Origin of the sequence: Bowdeniella nasicola, assembly GCF_001907295.1 — a bacterium.
Classification (GTDB): Bacteria; Actinomycetota; Actinomycetes; order Actinomycetales; family Actinomycetaceae; genus Bowdeniella; species Bowdeniella nasicola.
In genome coordinates this window covers 1-14551 of the sequence record NZ_MQVR01000016.1, presented here as the reverse complement: position 1 = coordinate 14551, position 14551 = coordinate 1, and the positions used below count along the sequence as shown (strand labels likewise).

The following is a 14551-nucleotide window of genomic DNA, read 5'->3' as shown; positions in this document are numbered from 1 at the left end:
GCCCGTTAACCCTTCGGCCACCTTTCACGGCCGAGCTGGCGGCGGCCGTCGTCGTCATGCTGGCTTCGGTGCTGGGGTTGCCGGTCTCCTCGACCCACATCCTCATCGGTGCGGTGCTCGGGATTGGCCTCGCGAACAAGGCGACCAACTGGCGTCTGATGAAGCCGATCGGTATGGCGTGGGTCGTCACCCTGCCGGCGGCGGCCGCAGTTTCGGCCGTGACGCTGCTTGTGCTGGGGTAGTCTTCTAGCCCTTGAGATATACCCCTAGGGGTATTATGGTTGGCGGACCACGAACTTTTGGAGGTCCGCCTTGCTACTCGAACGCATCTGCGACGAAGACCTTGCCCAGGCAAGCTATTTCATCGGCTGCCAAAAGATGGGGCAGGCGCTGGTAATTGACGCGCGCCGGGATATTCAGGTCTACCTCGACCTTGCCAAAAAGAACGACATGGAGATCACGCACGTCACCGAGACCCACATCCACGCTGACTACCTTTCCGGCACGCGCGAACTCGCGGCGGCCACCGGCGCCGAGATATTCCTGTCCGCCGAAGGCGGCGAGGACTGGCAGTACCAGTTTGACGGCACCCGGCTACACGACGGCGATGAGATCGAGATCGGAAACCTCACCCTCAAGGCCGTCCACACGCCGGGGCATACCCCCGAACACCTGTCGTTCCTCCTGACTGACGGGGCGTTCGCGGATGAGCCCGGCTACATGTTCACGGGCGACTTCGTCTTCGCCGGAGACCTGGGCCGGCCCGACCTCCTCGACGAGGCCGCGGGCGGCGTCGATACCCGCTTTGGCGGCGCGCGCCAGGTGTTTGCTTCGTTGCGCGATTCGTTCGTGACGCTGCCCGACCACATCCAGGTCTATCCCGCGCACGGCTCGGGCTCGGCCTGCGGCAAGGCGCTCGGTTCGGTGCCGTCCTCAACGGTCGGTTACGAGAAGAAATTCGCGTGGTGGGCGCGCTACGTCGCGGAAGGTGATGAGCAGGGATTCGTCGATGAACTGCTCGATGGCCAGCCGGATGCGCACGCCTACTTCGGTCGGATGAAGCGGCAGAACCGTCAGGGCCCGGACATCCTGGGTGAGCGCGGCGAACTGTCGGAGATGACGGGAGCTGAGGTGCGCGAGAAGGTCGCTGCCGGTACCCACGTCTTTGTCGACACCCGCGGTAAGGAAGCCGTCCACGAAGCGACCGTCGAAGGTGCGCTCGCGATCCCCGCGACGAAGCCTGCCACCTATGCGGGCTGGGCATTCGACCCGGAAAGCGATGATGCGGCGTTGATCCTCCTCGCGAACGATCAGGAAGAAGCCCACCGACTGTGGGACCACACGGTCCGCGTCGGGGTCGATAACGTCGCAGGCTTCGTGACCTCGCTCGACGGTCTTGAGCTCACGGTCCGCGCCGAGGTGAGCGTCGCCGACCTGGAAGGCTTCGGCCACGACCTTTTGCTCGATGTGCGCAACAAGAACGAATACGCCGCGGGACATATCCCGGGCGCCGAGCAGCTCAGCGCCGCTCGCGTGCTGTGGCACCAGGACGAGCTGCCGCGCGAGGGCACGATCGTCACGTACTGCCAGACGGGCATGCGCAATACCGTCGCCGCGCAGGCGCTGCGTCGCGTGGGCTTCGACATCGTCGAGCTGGCGGGCAGCTATCAGGCGTGGGAGTCGGCCAACCAAGCCTGAAGCGTCAGCCGTGCCGCGGCGTGTCCGCGGGCGATCGCGTCCTCATACGCGGTGCCGCGCAGCATGAGCGTGAGGGTGCCGCAGTAGCAGACCTCAACGAGCTCAGCGAGCTCTGCGGCTCGATCGCCCGCGATCGGCTGTGCACACGCCAGGAGGCGGGACTTTAAAAGTTCGTCCTCGGCCGCGAGGACCTTCGTGAGCTCCTCGCTCGGATAGGGCAGCGCCGCCGTGGTCGCGGAAAACGCGCACCAGCGTTCGGTCAGGCGGTCGCGTTGATACGTGGTGAGGGCAGTGAAGACGGCGAGAAGTTTATCGTTCGGCGTTTGCGCGGCATCGATCGCCTCACTCCAGGTCTCGGACCAGACCTGCAGGCGGCGGCGCAGCGCCGCGATAACGATGCCGTCCTTCGAGCCGAAATGGGCGTACAGGCTGGCAGGAGCCGCGGCCGCGCGCTGCAGGATCTCTTCGACCCGGGTGGAGACGGGGCCGTCGATGAACAGGATCGAGTCGGCGGCATCGAGCAGCCGCTTGCGGACGGGGTCTGCCTGCGTCATGCCTCTACTGTAGGCCCCGCGCGTGCGGCTTTTTGCGGACGTAGACCTGCTTGTTCACCCGCGCGACGAGGGTGCCGTCGGCGGTGATGATGTCGGTCGAAAACCAGCGCAGGTGCTTCTCGCCGTCCGCGGTCTCGCGGCGAATATCATCGAGGCTCGCCTCGTCGAGTTCGAACTCGGCGAACACATGCCGCGTCCCCTTGGAGATGAAGTCGATCTGGGCGGAGGCATCCCACACGCTGTAATCGCGCCCGAGGTTACGCGCCAGCATCATGACCCACCAGGGGTCCGTCATGGAAAACAGCGACGCGCCGTAGAGCGTGCCGAGGTAGTTCGCCGTGAGTTTGCGCAGGGCGAGGCGCACGCGCACGCGACGGAAGTCATCAGTGATGTGCAGGATCGTGATCGATGAACCCCGAAAAGGCGGCCATAGGTTCATGGCCGCCTTTGTCAGGGCGGGCCTCCTGAAGAACTCGTCGAGGTCCTGGTAGGTCGGGAATCGCATTACACAAAGGATTCCACAAGTTCGTCGATTCCGAGCGGCGAGAGCAGGTAGGGCGGGATCTCCAGGACGGTTAGCGCGCCGGTCTTGCCCTCGGCCGCGAGCCGCGCGGCCGCGCGCCCGTAGGCCACCTGGCAGGCGGCCGTGAAATCGGGGTTGCGTTCGAGCTCGAGCTGGAATTCGATGCTCGCGCGCGTGTCGTTGACGATGCCCGACGTGATGACGTGGCCGCCGTGGGGCATGCCCGTGTGCTCGGCCTCTAAGGTCTCCTCGTCGACGAACGTCACGTGGACCTCGTAGCCGACGAAGTATTCGGGCATCTCGCGGATCTCGCGCTCGATGCGCTCGTGGTCCGCGGCATCCGCGACGACGTACACGTCGCGGACATGTGCCTGCTGACCGGTCAGGCCGCCGGCCTCACCGCGCTTAGCCGCGGCGATCGCCTCGGTGTTCGGGATCGTGTACTGCGCCGCGCGGCGCACGCCGGCGATCCGGCGGACCGCATCGGAGTGGCCCTGCGAGACGCCGCGGCCCCAGAACGTGTGCTGCTTCGGCTCGGGGAACAGGGCGTTCGCGAGCACCCGATTGAACGAGAACAGGCCGGGATCCCACCCGGTCGCCACGACCGCGAGGTTCCCGCCGGCGCGGGCGGCCTCGTCCATCGCCGCGCGGTGCGCGGGGATGAGGTGGTGGTTGTCGTAGGTATCGACCGTCGTGAAATGCCGGGCGAAGTCCGGGGCCTGCTCCGGGATGTCCGTGGCGGACCCGAGGCACAGGAACATTACGTCGATCTCATCGGCATGCGCGGCGGCCTCGTCGGCCGGAAAGACGGGCACATCGATGGTGAGATTGGAGCGGCGGGAAAAGACCCCGACGAGCTCCATATCGGGCTGGGCACGGACCAGGGCAGCAACGCTCGCCCCGAGGTTTCCGTAGCCCGCGACGCCGACGCGAATTGTCATAGTTTTCTCCTCACGGTTGATGGACGGGAGAGATCCTACGCCTGCGCGCACCGCGATACTTCGGGTGTCCGAAATTTTTAGTTTTTCCGGATTTTCTGCACGAATTCGCGGTTAAATGCGGGCAGATCGTTGGGCGTACGCGACGAGATCAGCTCGCCATCGACGCACACTTCTTCATCGACCCAGGTGGCGCCGGCGTTCTTCAGGTCGGTCTTCAGCGAGGGGTAGCTCGTGAGCGTGCGGCCCGAAAGGACGTCGGCATCGGTGAGGATCCAGCCGCCGTGGCAGATGACGGCGACGGGCTTGTTGGCATCGAAGAAGGACTTGACGAATGCGACGGCATCGTCGTCCATGCGCAGGTGGTCGGCGTTCACGACGCCGCCGGGCAGGACGAGGCCGGCAAAGTCATCGGGATTGGCATCCTTGACGACGAAGTCGACGCTGGCCTGATGGCCCTTCTTGCCTTCGATCGACCCTGATTCGGGGGCGATCAGCGTGGCGGTGGCTCCGGCCTGCGTGACGGCCTCCCAGGGGCTGGTCAGTTCGGAGTCTTCGTATCCGTCGGTGGCGAGGAAAGCGATCTTTGTCGTGTTCTCAGTCATGACTGCTCCTTAGTCTTTGTGCCACTTGTCGTCGTCGCCCTTGGAATAGGACTGCTTGACGGCCGACCACGCGACTTTGTGGGCGACCTCTTCGCGGGAGTCATCGCCGCGGCGATCCTTGGGGGAGGAGTATTCGTCGAAGGCGGAGTTGTACGCCTCGCGGTAGATCGTCTGCGCGTGGGGCGGGAGGACGTCTTGTACGCCCTCGGGCAGTTCCGTGTTCTTCTCGTAGGGCATATCCCCACAGTATCGGGGAAGTGCCCGGACTGCCCGGTGAGGCTAGGTGGCGAAGAAGAACCGGGTGAGGTGGAATAAGACCGGCGCGGCGAAGATGAGGGAGTCGACGCGGTCGAGAATGCCGCCGTGGCCAGGTAGCAGGGCGCCGAAATCCTTGATGCCGCGATCGCGCTTGATCGCGGACATCACGAGTCCGCCCGCAAACCCGAGAAGGCACGAGATGAACGCGAGCGCGGCCGCCTGCCACGGGTTGAACGGCGTCGCCCACCACAGGCCCGCACCGAGCAACGTCGCCGAGAGGACACCTCCAATGAAGCCCTCCCAGGTCTTGTTCGGGGAGACGCTCGGGACGATCGGGTGGCGGCCCAGCGTCTTGCCCCAGACGTACTGCAGCACGTCGGAGCCCTGGACGACGATGAACAAGAACAGCAGGAGCCGGCCACCCTCGGGCCCGCCCGAGCCGATCGCGGAGCCGTCGGCGGCGGCTTTGCCCTCGTGGATCGCGACGGGCAACTGCAGCAGTGCGGGCGCGTAGGACACGGCGTAGACGCAGACCATGAGCGCCCATTGGATGACGGCGGAGCGCTGCATGAAATCCCGGGTTTCCCCGGCAAGCGCATTGCGTGCGGGCAGGAACAGGTAGGCGTAGACGGGGATGAAGATCGCGAAAAAGCCATACCAGTGTTGCGCGAGCGCGAAGTAGTGCAGCGGCGGGATGATGAAAAACAGCCAGACCAGGGTGTGGTGGTCGCGCTGATTCGTGGGGGCGATCGTGATGAATTCTCGTAGCGCGAGCAGCGAGATCACGAGGAAGAGGATGATGACCGCGATCTCGCCGAGCGCGAGCGTCGCGAGGATGACTCCGACCATGATCCACCACGCGTAGACCCGCTGCTTCAGGTTCGTCAGCAGTCCTTCGTGTGCAGGCGCGGTCAGCCGCAGCGACAGGATCACCGTGATGATCGTGGCGAGGACGAGGATGGCTCCGACGCCGGCGAGCAGGTGCCACGTCGAGGTATCGATGAGTCCAATCCTCATGAGCTCTCCTTGCCCGCCCGATCGGCGAGGTCGGCGATGAGCGCGGCGCGAGCGCGGTCCAAGAACGCGTCCTTCGTCTCGTCCTCGGTGACGGTCAGGGGCGTGCAAAACGAGACGGTCGCGAGGTGGGGGACCGGGATGACGCCGCCCTTGGGGAGCATGCGTCCGAGATTATGGAGCCCTACGGGTACGACGGGAACGTGCGGGGCGTGGCGGGCGAGGTGATAGAGCCCCGAGTGGAAGGTGGCGACCTCCTGGCCATCGCCGCGCGTGCCCTCGGGGAAGATGATGAGCGAATCGCCCTCGTCGAGGACGCGCTGCATGCCTTCGATCTGGCTCGCTGACTTCGTCGTCGGGGCCGCGGCTGCGGCCGCGGCCTGGCCCGAGCCGCCGCGGTCGACGAGATAGGCGCGAAAAACTCTTTCGGCCAGATACGACTTGATGCCCGAGCCCCAATAGTCCTTCGCCGCGACCGGCCGGACGGAGGCGCGCAGCGCGGGCGGGAGCGCTGCCCACAGCGTGACGAAGTCGAGGTGGGAGGAGTGGTTCGCGAAATAGATTGCCTGGCGCGGCATCGCCTCGGCCGACAGGGGATCGCGGTAGCGCACGCGCGCCCCGGAGACGAACGTGGCGATCTTCGCGAGAGCCGACTGCAGCGCGGTCACGAGGCGGCCTTCGCGTGCAGCGCGGCGGCGATGAGCCGCAGCCGGATGATGACGGTGGCGAGCGAGCCGAGGGCAACGACGATGAGCCCGACGACGATCACCCAGCCGCGAGTGATACCAAGGGCGGGCTCGAGCATGGAGACCAGTGCCGCCGCGGTCATGACCCACATGCGGATGGGCTTGGGCATCGGGCCGGCGAAAAAGTTTTTCACGCCCTGCGCAGCGCCGAGGCTGCGAACATAGGCCGTGAGGACGGCGAGCAGCGCGGCGCTCCAGCCGAGCGCGACCCCGACATCGACGCGGCCGAGGGCGACCAGGCCGCTGACTCCGTAGCCAGCACCCGCAAGGACAAACACGTCGGCGAGGCGGTCGGGTACCTCGTTATAGAGGTCGCCCGTCGGGGAACTCATCCCTTTTTCAACCGCGAGCATCCCGTCGACCATGTTCATGAGCAGCCGCAACGGCATCGTGGCCGCCGCGATGAGCAGCCACGCGATCCGGGCACCGGTCGATTCGGTAGCGCTCAGCGCAAAGGCCACGCCGGCGAGAGCACCGAGCACAATGGAGGAGATCGAAATGTGGTTGGGCCGGATACGCGCGGCGGCGAGGAGGTCGGCGGCGCGCGCGGCCCACGTGCTCGAGCGTTGGGGGATGGCGCGGCGGTCGAGGCCGTGCGGCGATTGTGCGTGACCCAACGTCCCTCCCGGCTCTGTTGTGGCAGTGACCACAGCATAATAGGAACATGCGACCCGTTGCCGACTATGGCGTGGCAGCCGCGTGGGGCGGCGCCGAAGCTACGGTGTTCTTCTTCGTTCCCGACATTTGGCTCTCCCGCATCGCGATGACGAATCCGAAGCGCGCGCTGAAAGCCGTGCTCCCGGCGCTCGCGGGCGCGATCGCTGGGGGAGTGGCGACGTATCGGTGGTCAAAGTCGGTCGGAGCGGAGCGTAGCCGGGACGCCTTCGCAACCATCCCCGCGATCAGCCACGCCATGGTTGATAAGGTCGACGCCGACTACCGCGACCGCGGCATTCTCGCGCTGCTGTCCTCCTTCCTGCGCGGCGAGCCCTATAAGCTTTACGCCCGCGCCGCCGCGCTGCAGGGCACGCCGCTCGCGCAATTCGCGGCGTGGTCGGTACCCGCGCGCGCGGTGCGCTTCAAAGCGGCTGCGCTACGCCAACGCCGACATGGGGTCGGTACCCGCGCGCGCGGTGCGCTTTATCGCGGTCCCCATGGGCGTCGCGGGCCTTGCGGCGCTGAATCGTCGTCGGGTGACGCCGCTATCGCGCCGCGCGGAGTGGGTCGTCTTTGGGGCGGGATGGGCGACGTTCTATGCCGGCTACTTCACGGTGATGGGCCGCTCGCAGGCGGCGTCGTGACACCACCGGATGTCTCTCGCGGCGCCGAGGTTCGCGCCGGCCTGCGCGGCGGGCTGCCGATCGGCCTCGGCTATTTCGCGGTCGCGCTTGCCATCGGCCTGTACTGGGCGCGCGGCGACCTGCCGCCGCTTGCTTCCGCCGTATTCTCGGCGACGTCGATGTCCTCGACCAGCCAATTCGCGGGCATCACGCTCATCATCGTAAAGGGCGGCTTGATCGAACTCGCCGCGACGACCTTCATCGTCAACCTGCGCTACCTGCTCATGAGCGTCTCGCTCGCGCAGCGCCTGCCCGCGGGCGTCGGGACCTTGAAGCGCCTCATCATGGCCGCTGGCGTGACCGACGAGATCTACGCGATCAATATTTCGCGCGCCCCGCTGACCGTGCCGTATTTCGTTGGCTCGATGGTGCTGCCGATCCTCGGCTGGACGGCGGGCACGGTCGTCGGCGCGCTCGTCGGCGAGGTCATTCCCGACTCGGTGCAAAGCGCCGCCGGCGTACTGCTGTATGGCATGTTCATCGCGATCGTCATCCCGCCGGCGAAGAAACACCACGAGGTCCGCATCGTCATGGCGATCGCGGCCGCGGTCTCGATCCTGCTCGCGTTCACGCCGGGGCTGCGCGAGCTCGAGGTCGGCTGGCGCATCATCATCTCGACGTGCATCGCCGCAGCGCTAGGCGCGACGTTCCTACCGGTTCCGGAGGGCACGCGATGAGCTACCTGGCCCTGGCGATCCTCACGACGAGCGGCGTGACCTACCTGCTGCGCGCGATCCCGCTGGTCGCGATGCGCAAACAGATCGACTCGCGGTGGATCCGCAGCTTCCTGTACTACGTCCCGTGGGCGGTACTCACGGCGATGACGATCCCCGCGGTCTTCTTCGCGACGAAGTCCTACGTCTCAGCGACGGTCGGACTCATCGTCGCGGTCGGTCTCGCCTTTATGAACCGCTCACTCTTCACCGTCGTACTCGGCGCCGCCACCCTCGTGTGGCTGGTCGAGTTCGCCATGACCTGACTCGTCGGGAATCTCTTTTCGCCCAAAGGGCATGAAGTGCATGATCCCGACGAGGATCGCACCCCAGATCGCGCCGAGGATGAGCGAGAAGATCGTGTTGACGACCCCGGCGAGGAATCCGCCGACGCCCGCGATATGCGAAACGTAGCCCTCCATGTGGTGGACGAACGCGTGCGGGGCGGTCAGGCCGAGTTCGTTCAGGCCGACGAGAATGATGTGGCCGCCGACCCAGATCATCGCGAACGTGCCGATGATGCCGATCGCGGTCAGCAGTTTCGGCATCCCTGCGACGAGGGCATGTCCGAATTTCTGCGAGCGCGGTGACTCCCGCTTGGTGAGGGCGATTCCGATATCGTCCATCTTCACGATGAGCGCGACGACACCGTAGACGAGGAAGGTGATGAGCAGGGCGACCGCAATGAGGATGATCGTGCGCGCCACGAATTTCTCGTTCGCGACCTCGTTCAGCGCGATGACCATGATCTCGGCGGACAGGATAAGGTCGGTGAGGGCCGCCGACTTCACCATCTGGTCTTCGGCATCCGGGCCGCGGGCGATCGCGGGCTTGCTGTGCTCCTCGCCGTGCCCGGAGATCTTCTCCCAGACCTTTTCCATCCCCTCAAAACACAGGTAGGACCCGCCGAGCATGAGGATCGGCGTGAGCGCCCACGGCGCGAACTGCGACAGCAGCAGCGCGATCGGCAAAATGATGAGGAGCTTATTGCGCAGCGAGCCGATCGTGATCCGCTTGATGATCGGCAATTCACGCTCGGGCTTAATGCCTTCGAGGTATTGCGGGGTCACGGCCGTGTCATCGACGACGACGCCCGCCGCCTTCGCACTCGCGCGCCCGGCCGCGGCCGCCACGTCGTCAATATTGGCTGCGGCCATTTTCGCGAGGGTCGCAATGTCATCAAGGAGCGCAGCCAGTCCGCCAGCCATGGGCAGTCCTTTCGATTGAGGGAGCTAAGCCAAGATTATTCCTGTTACCGTGGCCCCATGGCGACAACTGCATTCAAAGGTGATCCCGTCCAGACCTGCGGCGACCTCCCCGAGGTCGGTTCCGCGGCCCCGAATTTCACGCTCGTCGGCACCGATCTTGCCGATGTGAACCTGTCCGACTTCGCAGGCAAGCGCCTCGTCGTCAATATTTTCCCGTCTGTCGATACCGGCGTGTGCGCGGCCTCGGTGCGCAAGTTCAACGAACTCGCGTCCTCGCTGGAAAACACCGAGGTACTGTGTGTCTCGGCCGACCTGCCGTTCGCGCTCGGCCGCTTCTGCGGTGCCGAAGGCATCGAGCGCGTCACGTCGGCGTCTATCTTCCGTTCGAGCTTCGCCGATGATTACGGTGTCGCGATGACCGACGGCCCGCTCGCGGGCCTGTGCGCTCGCGCGATCGTCGTGATCGATGAGGATGGCGAGGTCATCTACCGCGCGCTGAACAGCGAGATCGGCGAGGAGCCGAACTACGACGCCGTTATCGACGCGCTGAGCTAAGCAAACACCCCCGGAACCGCCGCCCCGCACGTGCGGCAGGCCGCGGTTTTATCGCGTGCGACATCGAGCCGGATCTCGCCAACGCGATAGCGGTCGCGGGCGATGACGACCTCCTGGCACTCATGGCAGCGCGTCGACTGCCCGGCCGGATCGTAGATATTGCCGGTGTAGACGTAGCGTTCCCCGCCCGCCAACGCGATCTCGCGGGCGCGAGAAAGGGTGGCGGGCTTCGTCGGCGGCACGTCGCGCATCCGGTGGTCGGGGTGGAAGGCCGAGAAATGGTGGGGCACGTCGGGCCCGAGATGCTCGACGATCCAGCGGCTCATCGCCGCGAGCTCCGCATCGGAATCGTTGTGGCCCTCGATGGTGAGGGTCGTGATTTCCAGGTGCGTGTCGGTGGCGGCGACGTGCTCGAGCGTGGCGAGGACGGTCTCGAGGCGGCCGCCGGTGATCTTGCGGTAGAACTCGTTGGTGAAGCCCTTGAGGTCGATGTTCGTGGCGTCCATCGCGGAGAAGAACTCGCCGCGCACCTGCTCCGTCATATGCCCCGCGGTCACGGCGACGGGGTGGATGCCCACCTCGCGGCAGGCGTGCGCGGTGTCGATCGCGTACTCGGCGAAGATCACCGGGTCGTTGTAGGTAAAGGCGACGGATTTCGCGCCGTAACGTAGCGCCGCCTCCGCGATCTGGCTGGGGGAGGCCTCCTGGGAGAGCGAATCGAAATGCCGCGAGGTCGAGATCGTGTAGTTCTGGCAGAACTTACACCCGAGGTTGCAGCCCGCCGTCCCGAACGACAGGATTCGGCTGCCGGGCAGGAAATGGTTGAGCGGCTTCTTCTCGATCGGGTCGATCGCAAAGCCCGAGGAGCGGCCGTAGGTGTCGAGTAAGAGCGCGCCGTCGACGTTCATCCGCACGAAGCAGTAGCCGCGCTGGCCATCGCGCAGCGTGCAGAGCCGTGGACAGACCTCGCAGCGTACCCGCCCGTCGTCGGTGCGGTGCCACCATTTCGCGGGCGCGCTCATCGTTGATTCGCCCGCCTGATATGGGGGGTCGCCGTATAGGTCGACACGCGCATGTCCTCGGGCCACTCGTCCGCTTCCAGGCCCGCTTTCGCCAGGAGGTGGGTGAGGAATTGGTTCGGTTCGGGCAACTGTTCCCACACCTGGGGCAGGAATGTTGCCCGGTGGACGCCGTCGTCGAGGATGACTCCGTCTATTCCCGGTCGCAGCTGCGCGATGACCTCGGCGCGCGTGGTGGCCGGCATCGGCTCGGGCGTCGACAGCACCGAAACCTCGATATCGGTGGCCGCGAATTCTTCGGGCCGCAGCGGCGGGAACCTCGGGTCGCGCGTCGCGGCGGCCCGCGCGTTCTCCGAGATATCTGTGGCGAGCGGCCGGTCGGCCCGTAGGTTGCCGATGCAGCCGCGCAGCTTCCCATCGATCGTGAGCGTCACGAAACTAGAGCCCACCTCCTCGGGCATTTCCGGTGGTGAGCCCGGCACATCGATCCCGAGTTCATCCGCGATTGCTCGGTAGGCGATGTCGACGAGGCGCGGATCGGTGCCGTCGCTATCGAACCGCAGCGACGCGTATCCGACGACGCGCGAGGTATCACCAGAGACATCGGCCGAATTACCGGCTGCGAGAATCTCGGCCGTCATCGCCCGGCCGCGGGCGAAGCGCACCAGCCCGTTAATAGGGTAGGCTCCACATGCCTGATACCCGTCGAGCGGGCCGGCAAGTGAGAGGATCTGCGCGATCGTATACGCATCTTTGTGGCGCGCCGACTCATCGGTGAGGAAGTGGGACAGATCGGAGCTGATGACGATCGCGGTATCTCCCGCATCGTAAACAGCGTCGATGACCGCTGCGACGGATTCGGCGCTACACGATCCCACGGCGATCGGCAGCAGCGTGAAGCCCGGCTCGAGGTGGCGCTGCAGGAACGGGATGTGCACCTCGATCGAATGTTCCTGGGCGTGGACCACGGGCGCCTCGACGACATCGGCGAGCCCGGAGACGAGTTCGGTCAGTTCGACATCGACGTCGATCGTGCCGAGCGGGGTGGCGAGGCCATCGGCGCCCGTCAGCGCCATCGCGGCGATCCCGACGCGGTGCGTCGGGCCGAGCACGGCAACGCGGCGCGTAGCTGGATCGAGCTGACGGTAGGCGTGGGCCGCGAGCTGACCCGAGTACATGTGGCCGGCGTGCGGGGCAATCACGATGCGGGAAAAGTTTTTCGGCGCAGGGACTTGCGCGAGCATCTCGTCGACCGAGGCAGCAAGTTTTTCCGGGTCGGCGGGATAGAACGACCCGGCAACTGCGGGCGGGCGAATGGGCGTCAATGCGGATCTCCTCCGCTTTCCACGCTACCCCGCCGGCACCTTACTCGGTAGCCGGTGGCACGAGTTGAAACGTCGCTACGGTTTCGTACCGTGGCCGGCCCGCCGGGCCTTCGCCAAGATAGGACCCGATGAGTTCGACCTCGTTGACCTCCCAGGGGTCGGTTGTGAGCGTATCCAGGATCCGGAGCCATCGGGTCGCCGAGACCGGGCGCTTTAATCTCGCCACCGTCAGGTGGGGGATGAACCGCTTCCCATCGGGCGTTGACCCTGACTTATTAGCCGCGTGCCGTGCGCTCGTGGCGAGCGCCGACAAACTACCGGAAAGCTCCGCGATCCGAAGCCACAGCACGCTCGCGCGGTCCGGGTTGGGGAAACACCCGGCGCCATGGACCGTGACCAGGGGAGAGACTTGGCGACCTAAGCCGTCGGCCAACCGTTCGATGAGTTCGTCGTGGCGCGCATCGGGCACCGAGGCGAGGAAGGCCAGCGTGATGTGCCATTGTTCCTCATTTATCCAGGGGAAGTCGGGGCGTGCCGCCGCGAACTCGGCAATGTGTTCGCGGATATGAGCAGGCGGACGAATCCCGACGAACATGCGTTGTCCCATGCCCTCAGGCTAGGCGGGCTCGTAGCCGATCAGCCACCGAATTGAGAAGCGGTCGCGGACCTGGCCATCGCAGGCACCCCAGGGACGTTCCTGCAACGGATCGATCACCGTGCCGTGACTACTGAGATCAGCAAACCACTGAGTCAAGGTGGCCGCATCGGCGGCCCCGAGCAGTACGAGGCTCATTCCGGCCATGGCGACGGTTTCCTCACCGGGGGATGCATCCGTGGCATGGAGCGAAACCGGGCCCGCGAGGATGCCATGGGCGATTGCCTCGGGTGGGCCATCGGTGCGGTCGGATTCCGCAAAAGTGTGGATCGCGAGGTCGCCACCGAAGATCCGTTGATATGTCTGAAGGGCGTCGCGGGCGGTGCCGGGGAACCCACAGGTAGGGCGTGGGCGCGTTAGCTGTCATGGTTTCAGGCTAGGCAGCCGAGCAGTTCTAGACTTGTCCCCATGTGCTCGATTCCGGAGGCTGAATGGCGCGAGCGCCAGGCGCGCCACGAGGCGCGCGTCGATGAGCTCACGGCCGATCACCTCGCTCGGCGCTCGCGGGGAGAAAAACACCCCGTCATGGATTTCTTATTCGAGTACTACGGCTTTACCCCGGGCAAGATGAGACGGTGGCACCCAGGTCCGGGAATCGTCCTTGAAGGCTGTACCGATCGCGAGAATTGGCCCTTGTATTGCACGGACGATTCCGGTGCCTATCTAGATATCGCCGCCTATCGGGCGAAGCGTGGCCGCTTCCTTTCTTTCGTGCATCGGCTGCTGACAACAATTGATGCCCGTCCCGCCCAGTTTTCCTGTTTCGGCCTGCATGAATGGGCGATGGTCTACCGGCAGGAGGAGCACCGCCATCCGCTGCCGCTGCGGCTCGGGAAGGCGGGCACCGATGCGGTCGTCGAAGCCCATGAGTTGCGCTGTACGCACGCTGATGCCTTCCGGTTCTTCACCCCGGACGCCGAGCCACGTAACGCTTCCCGCCCCACCTACGCAACCCAGGTCGCAGACGAACAACCCGGCTGTATTCATGCGGGATCTATGGACCTGTACCGGTGGGCGTTCAAGCTGACGCCGGGTATTAATTCGGATCTGCTCCTGACTTGTTTCGAGCATGCGATCACCGCCCGACAACTCGACATGATGTCGGCGCCGTATGACACGACGTCACTCGGCCTGCCCAATATCGCGATCGAGACCCCGGAAGGGAAAGCACAACACGTGGCGGAACAGCGCAGCCTTGAATCCGGGGCCCGACCCCTGAGAGCGGCACTAGTAAAATCACTAGAAGTGCTTCTTTGTTCAGACAATGAACGTCCCTGATGGTTGAGCCTTGAGCATCACCAAAGTGGCTCTTCAGAGTTGAGTGTGGGGTGAGGCATCCAGACCCCCACCGATGAGGAGCATGCGGAGTCGGTAGTTCTCGAGGTTGCGGAATCCGCGAG

At 65.4% G+C, this 14551-nt stretch carries 18 protein-coding genes and 1 pseudogene; 6 read left to right on the top strand and 13 right to left on the bottom strand.

What is annotated here, in order from left to right; translation table 11 throughout:
- Nucleotides 1-35: 35 nt before the first annotated feature.
- Both BSZ39_RS04160 and BSZ39_RS04155 read left to right on the top strand, forming a co-directional pair.
- Nucleotides 36-242, top strand: coding sequence for an inorganic phosphate transporter (locus BSZ39_RS04160; protein ID WP_425425667.1), 207 nt, complete (start codon nucleotides 36-38; stop codon nucleotides 240-242).
- A gap of 70 nt (nucleotides 243-312) precedes the next feature.
- A complete protein-coding gene (locus BSZ39_RS04155) occupies nucleotides 313-1698 on the top strand; it encodes a rhodanese-like domain-containing protein (protein WP_073716126.1) in 1386 nt (461 codons plus the stop codon).
- Here the strand turns inward: BSZ39_RS04155 and BSZ39_RS04150 are convergent.
- The 8 genes from BSZ39_RS04150 to BSZ39_RS04115 all read right to left on the bottom strand — a co-directional run bounded on the left by BSZ39_RS04150 (nucleotide 1668) and on the right by BSZ39_RS04115 (nucleotide 6953).
- A complete protein-coding gene (locus tag BSZ39_RS04150; protein ID WP_073716125.1) occupies nucleotides 1668-2252 on the bottom strand; it encodes a TetR/AcrR family transcriptional regulator in 585 nt (194 codons plus the stop codon). The genes BSZ39_RS04155 and BSZ39_RS04150 overlap by 31 nt on opposite strands.
- A 4-nt stretch (nucleotides 2253-2256) precedes the next feature.
- Nucleotides 2257-2757, bottom strand: a complete 501-nt coding sequence (locus BSZ39_RS04145) for a DUF4442 domain-containing protein (RefSeq protein WP_073716124.1) — start codon at nucleotides 2755-2757, stop codon at nucleotides 2257-2259.
- A complete protein-coding gene (locus tag BSZ39_RS04140; protein ID WP_073716123.1) occupies nucleotides 2757-3716 on the bottom strand; it encodes a diaminopimelate dehydrogenase in 960 nt (319 codons plus the stop codon). Before BSZ39_RS04140 ends, BSZ39_RS04145 begins: the two co-directional genes overlap by 1 nt.
- A gap of 77 nt (nucleotides 3717-3793) precedes the next feature.
- The gene (locus tag BSZ39_RS04135; protein WP_073716122.1) at nucleotides 3794-4318 is read right to left on the bottom strand and encodes a type 1 glutamine amidotransferase domain-containing protein; all 525 of its coding nucleotides are present in this window, start codon (nucleotides 4316-4318) and stop codon (nucleotides 3794-3796) included.
- Between the two features lie 9 nt (nucleotides 4319-4327).
- Nucleotides 4328-4555, bottom strand: a complete 228-nt coding sequence (gene chaB, locus BSZ39_RS04130; RefSeq protein ID WP_073716121.1) for a putative cation transport regulator ChaB — start codon at nucleotides 4553-4555, stop codon at nucleotides 4328-4330.
- Between the two features lie 42 nt (nucleotides 4556-4597).
- Nucleotides 4598-5593 carry a phosphatidate cytidylyltransferase gene (locus tag BSZ39_RS04125; protein ID WP_073716120.1) on the bottom strand — a complete coding sequence of 332 codons (996 nt, stop codon included), beginning with the start codon at nucleotides 5591-5593 and terminating at the stop codon, nucleotides 4598-4600.
- Nucleotides 5590-6258, bottom strand: a complete 669-nt coding sequence (locus tag BSZ39_RS04120; protein ID WP_073716119.1) for a lysophospholipid acyltransferase family protein — start codon at nucleotides 6256-6258, stop codon at nucleotides 5590-5592. Before BSZ39_RS04120 ends, BSZ39_RS04125 begins: the two co-directional genes overlap by 4 nt.
- The gene (locus BSZ39_RS04115) at nucleotides 6255-6953 is read right to left on the bottom strand and encodes a CDP-alcohol phosphatidyltransferase family protein (RefSeq protein ID WP_073716118.1); all 699 of its coding nucleotides are present in this window, start codon (nucleotides 6951-6953) and stop codon (nucleotides 6255-6257) included. Before BSZ39_RS04115 ends, BSZ39_RS04120 begins: the two co-directional genes overlap by 4 nt.
- A 47-nt stretch (nucleotides 6954-7000) precedes the next feature.
- Between BSZ39_RS04115 and BSZ39_RS14555 the strand changes: the two genes are divergently transcribed.
- Together BSZ39_RS14555 and BSZ39_RS04105 are read left to right on the top strand one after the other, a co-directional pair.
- The gene (locus BSZ39_RS14555; protein ID WP_245792416.1) at nucleotides 7001-8353 is read left to right on the top strand and encodes an AzlC family ABC transporter permease; all 1353 of its coding nucleotides are present in this window, start codon (nucleotides 7001-7003) and stop codon (nucleotides 8351-8353) included.
- The gene (locus tag BSZ39_RS04105) at nucleotides 8350-8655 is read left to right on the top strand and encodes an AzlD domain-containing protein (RefSeq protein WP_073716117.1); all 306 of its coding nucleotides are present in this window, start codon (nucleotides 8350-8352) and stop codon (nucleotides 8653-8655) included. The genes BSZ39_RS14555 and BSZ39_RS04105 overlap by 4 nt, the downstream gene beginning before the upstream one ends.
- Here BSZ39_RS04105 and BSZ39_RS04100 read toward each other — a convergent pair.
- Nucleotides 8590-9597, bottom strand: coding sequence for a DUF808 domain-containing protein (locus BSZ39_RS04100; RefSeq protein ID WP_073716116.1), 1008 nt, complete (start codon nucleotides 9595-9597; stop codon nucleotides 8590-8592). The two genes, BSZ39_RS04105 and BSZ39_RS04100, sit on opposite strands and share 66 nt — an antisense overlap.
- A gap of 57 nt (nucleotides 9598-9654) precedes the next feature.
- Here BSZ39_RS04100 and tpx point away from each other — a divergent pair, with 57 nt between their 5' ends.
- Nucleotides 9655-10152, top strand: coding sequence for a thiol peroxidase (gene tpx, locus BSZ39_RS04095; RefSeq protein WP_073716115.1), 498 nt, complete (start codon nucleotides 9655-9657; stop codon nucleotides 10150-10152).
- Here the strand turns inward: tpx and amrS are convergent.
- The 4 genes and pseudogenes from amrS to BSZ39_RS14900 all read right to left on the bottom strand — a co-directional run.
- A complete protein-coding gene (gene amrS, locus BSZ39_RS04090) occupies nucleotides 10149-11174 on the bottom strand; it encodes an AmmeMemoRadiSam system radical SAM enzyme (RefSeq protein WP_073716114.1) in 1026 nt (341 codons plus the stop codon). The two genes, tpx and amrS, sit on opposite strands and share 4 nt — an antisense overlap.
- Nucleotides 11171-12496, bottom strand: a complete 1326-nt coding sequence (gene amrB, locus BSZ39_RS14550; RefSeq protein ID WP_073716113.1) for an AmmeMemoRadiSam system protein B — start codon at nucleotides 12494-12496, stop codon at nucleotides 11171-11173. The genes amrS and amrB overlap by 4 nt, the downstream gene beginning before the upstream one ends.
- Nucleotides 12497-12536: 40 nt before the next feature.
- Complete coding sequence (gene thpR, locus BSZ39_RS04080; RefSeq protein WP_073716112.1) at nucleotides 12537-13103, bottom strand: RNA 2',3'-cyclic phosphodiesterase; 567 nt, start codon at nucleotides 13101-13103, stop codon at nucleotides 12537-12539.
- Nucleotides 13104-13112: 9 nt separating this feature from the next.
- Nucleotides 13113-13460, bottom strand: a pseudogene (locus tag BSZ39_RS14900) (VOC family protein); the annotation flags it as partial.
- 99 nt (nucleotides 13461-13559) lie between these two features.
- On the opposite strand from BSZ39_RS14900, the gene BSZ39_RS04070 reads away from it, so the two are divergent.
- Nucleotides 13560-14429, top strand: coding sequence for a 3-methyladenine DNA glycosylase (locus BSZ39_RS04070; protein ID WP_073716110.1), 870 nt, complete (start codon nucleotides 13560-13562; stop codon nucleotides 14427-14429).
- Nucleotides 14430-14551: the final 122 nt, after the last annotated feature.

Bases quoted from the DNA above. Each gene is read 5' to 3' on its own strand.
- BSZ39_RS04150 (WP_073716125.1), bottom strand. From the start codon at position 2,252: ATGACGCAGGCAGACCCCGTCCGCAAGCGGCTGCTCGATGCCGCCGAC.
- BSZ39_RS04145 (WP_073716124.1), bottom strand. From the start codon at position 2,757: ATGCGATTCCCGACCTACCAGGACCTCGACGAGTTCTTCAGGAGGCCC.
- BSZ39_RS04140 (WP_073716123.1), bottom strand. From the start codon at position 3,716: ATGACAATTCGCGTCGGCGTCGCGGGCTACGGAAACCTCGGGGCGAGC.
- BSZ39_RS04135 (WP_073716122.1), bottom strand. From the start codon at position 4,318: ATGACTGAGAACACGACAAAGATCGCTTTCCTCGCCACCGACGGATAC.
- chaB (WP_073716121.1), bottom strand. From the start codon at position 4,555: ATGCCCTACGAGAAGAACACGGAACTGCCCGAGGGCGTACAAGACGTC.
- BSZ39_RS04125 (WP_073716120.1), bottom strand. From the start codon at position 5,593: ATGAGGATTGGACTCATCGATACCTCGACGTGGCACCTGCTCGCCGGC.
- BSZ39_RS14555 (WP_245792416.1), top strand. From the start codon at position 7,001: ATGCGACCCGTTGCCGACTATGGCGTGGCAGCCGCGTGGGGCGGCGCC.
- BSZ39_RS04105 (WP_073716117.1), top strand. From the start codon at position 8,350: ATGAGCTACCTGGCCCTGGCGATCCTCACGACGAGCGGCGTGACCTAC.
- BSZ39_RS04100 (WP_073716116.1), bottom strand. From the start codon at position 9,597: ATGGCTGGCGGACTGGCTGCGCTCCTTGATGACATTGCGACCCTCGCG.
- tpx (WP_073716115.1), top strand. From the start codon at position 9,655: ATGGCGACAACTGCATTCAAAGGTGATCCCGTCCAGACCTGCGGCGAC.
- amrS (WP_073716114.1), bottom strand. From the start codon at position 11,174: ATGAGCGCGCCCGCGAAATGGTGGCACCGCACCGACGACGGGCGGGTA.
- thpR (WP_073716112.1), bottom strand. From the start codon at position 13,103: ATGGGACAACGCATGTTCGTCGGGATTCGTCCGCCTGCTCATATCCGC.
- BSZ39_RS04070 (WP_073716110.1), top strand. From the start codon at position 13,560: ATGTGCTCGATTCCGGAGGCTGAATGGCGCGAGCGCCAGGCGCGCCAC.